The following is a 2,983-nucleotide window of genomic DNA, read 5'->3' on the forward strand; positions in this document are numbered from 1 at the left end:
AGGGGGTCAGGGGTTCGAATCCCCTCAGCTCCACCGAATCGAACGGCCGCCCGCGGGCGGCCGTTCGGCGTTTTCAGGACTTGCGGATGCGGGAGCGACCGCCTCGCCGCCTGTGCCGCGCTCGCGGCCACCGTGCAGTTCTGACTCATTCCTGAGGCCGCCTCCGACGGTTCATGGCGACACCGGCGCTTGAGGAGGACGATCGTCTTCAGTTCGACGCCCTCGCGGCGCACGACGACGCATGATCCGACACAGAGGAGTTCGCATGGGACGGATGGACGACAAGGTTGTGCTGATCACCGGTGGCGCGCGCGGCATCGGCGCCGAGGTGGCGAAGGAACTGGCCGCCAGGGGTGCGAAGGTCGTCATCACCGACCTCGACAAGGCTGCCCTGGACGAGACGGCCGCTGTCATCGGAAGCAACGCCCTGGGCGTCGTTGCCGATGTGTGCGACCTGGCCGCGATGCAGGAGGCGGCCGACGCCACGGTGGCCCACTTCGGACGGATCGACGTCGTCGTGGCGAACGCAGGCATCGCCAGCTATGGCTCGGTGATGGGGACCGATCCGGCCGCGTTCAAGCGGGTGATGGACATCAACGTCCTCGGTGTGTTCCACACGGCCCGCGCCACCCTTCCCGCGCTCGTCGAGAGCAAGGGCTACTTCCTGGTCGTGTCCTCGCTGGCCGCATTCGCAGCCGCCCCGGGCCTGGCGGCCTACAACGCGAGCAAGGCAGGTGCCGAACACTTCGCCAACGTGTTGCGTCTCGAGACCGCCCATCAAGGTGTCACCGTCGGCTGCGCCCACATGTCCTGGATCGACACACCCCTGGTACAGGACGCCAAGAAGGACCTGTCCGCCTTCCAGGACATGCTCGCGAAGATGCCCTTTCCCCTGGGTGTGACGACGTCGGTCGACGCCTGCGTCAAGGCGTTCATCAAGGGCATCGAGAAGCGGCAGCGCCACGTGTACTGCCCGGGCTGGGTGCGTGGCATCGGGTTGAACCGCAACGTGGTCAACTCCGCCGCCGGCAACCTCGCGATCCTCAAGTTCGTGCCCGAGCTGCTGCCCCGCATGGACGCGGAGGTGGCGGCCCTCGGACGGTCGACCAGCGCACGCAACATCGCGAACGACCGCAGCCTGGCCGCGGTGGATGAGGCGAGCGAACAGGACGAGTGACGATCACCGATTGACCCCGCGCCGTTGTCAGTGGCGCACGAAAACGGTGTTGGTCGGCGCACCGGGATGGCTGCGAGGCTGCCGAAGGTGGACACAACGTGGAGTCAACGCCGTACGTCGCGACGAAGCCTGCTCACCGGAGCGGCCGCCCTGGGCGGTGCCATCGCGCTGCCCGGAGCGGCCGCCGGGACCAGCACCGGCTTCCGTACGGCGGCCGACGCGATGCCCGGCCTTGCCCGGAACCCGTGCTTTCCGCAGTCGGTGATGGCGGGGGTTCCGCGGACCGACGGCGCCACCTTGTGGACCCGCGTGCCACCGGTTCCGTTGCTGAACCGCGACGCGAACCTCGCGTTGATCGTCTCGAAGAACGCTGACCTCTCCAGTCCCGTCGTCGTCAAGGGCGTCACGGCCCGCGGCATGGCCGACGGCACGGTGCACGAAGACGTCACCGGGCTCGACCCGGGGGAGCAGTACTTCTACTGCTTCCGCGGCCAGGACACCGAGTCACCGGTCGGCCGCTTCCAGACCCTTCGTCCGCCCGACTCCCAGCAGCCGGTGCGGATCGGGTTCTTCACCTGTCAGGGCTTCGAGGAGGGCTACTTCGCCGCGCACCGGCACCTGGCCGCGGAGGACCTCGACCTCGTGGTCAGCCTGGGCGACTACGTGTACGAGTTCACCGCACCCGGCGTGCGCGGGCTCGAGTTCAACGCCTATCCCCAGACGCTGAGTGGGATGCGGGCAAAGTATCCGCACTACCGCGACGCGGACCTTCAGTCGATGCACCTGCAGCACGCCTTCCTGCCGATCTGGGACGACCACGAGTTCCGCAACAACTACGACAAGGTGGACTGGACCGCACCTGTCCTGTCGGACCTGGACACCCTGCTGTTCTGGCAGCAGAAGAAGCAGTGGGCCTGGCGAGCGTGGTTCGAGCACATGCCGGTACCCCGCTTCGCGGATGACCCGTTGCGCACCTACCGCTCGCTCCAGCTCGGCGGGATGGTGGAGCTGTTCCTGCAGGACGCCCGCCAGTACCGCGACCAGCAGGGCTGCGGTGACAGCCTGGGCCACCTCGTGTGCGCGGACGCCGACGATCCGTCCCGTTCGATGCTCGGCGCCCCGCAGAAGACATGGCTGCTGAACGGGTTGGAGAACTCGAGCGCTCGCTGGAAGGTGATGGCGAACGCCAACATGATGATGGGGATGGTCACCGACGACGCCGGAGCGCGCGCGTACATGGACACCTGGGACGGGTATGGCGCGGAGCGCACCGAGATCCTGTCGACCCTCGGTCACGCCGGGGTCGAGAACTTCGTCGCGATCACCGGGGACGACCATGACAGCTTCGCCGGAGAACTGTGGAACACCGGGTTCGCCCCTGGCACCTCGGGAGGGTCGATCAACCCGGCAGGCGACCAGCGGGTCGGCACGGAGTTCCTGGTTCCCTCGGTCACCTCGCACAACACCGGCGACAGCGGGGTGCCCGCTGCTCGGCTCGAGGAGCAGAACCGTCGCGCGCACAATCCCCACCTGAAGTTCGTGGACATGGTCCAGCACGGGTACGGCGTCCTCGAGGCGACGGCCTCCGAAATGCGGTTCGACTATCGCCAGGTCGACAAGCTCGATCCCCATGCTGGCGTGAGCACGAGCTACTCCTTCCACGTGGAGAGCGGACAGCCGGCTGTCGAGGCCTGAGCCAGGTCAGGCGTCCTTGAACACCCCGTGGATCGCCGTGCCGATGAAGGCGCCGAGGTCGTCGGGACCCCAGTCGTTGCCCGGGTCGAGGAGGGAGCGCACCGCTGACTC

The 2,983-nt window shown here is 67.7% G+C and carries 2 protein-coding genes; both read left to right on the forward strand.

The window, feature by feature from the left end:
* Positions 1-265: 265 nt before the first annotated feature.
* On the forward strand, positions 266-1,177 hold the full coding sequence (locus ACOADB_RS00870) for an SDR family oxidoreductase (protein ID WP_378596035.1): 912 nt from the start codon (positions 266-268) through the stop codon (positions 1,175-1,177).
* 87 nt (positions 1,178-1,264) lie between these two features.
* The gene (locus ACOADB_RS00875; protein WP_378596036.1) at positions 1,265-2,872 is read left to right on the forward strand and encodes an alkaline phosphatase D family protein; all 1,608 of its coding nucleotides are present in this window, start codon (positions 1,265-1,267) and stop codon (positions 2,870-2,872) included.
* Positions 2,873-2,983: the final 111 nt, after the last annotated feature.

It is taken from the genome of Nocardioides sp. CPCC 206348 (assembly GCF_048654705.1).
In the GTDB taxonomy this organism is placed as follows: Bacteria; Actinomycetota; Actinomycetes; order Propionibacteriales; family Nocardioidaceae; genus Nocardioides.

Bases quoted from the DNA above. Each gene is read 5' to 3' on its own strand.
- ACOADB_RS00870 (WP_378596035.1), top strand. From the start codon at position 266: ATGGGACGGATGGACGACAAGGTTGTGCTGATCACCGGTGGCGCGCGC.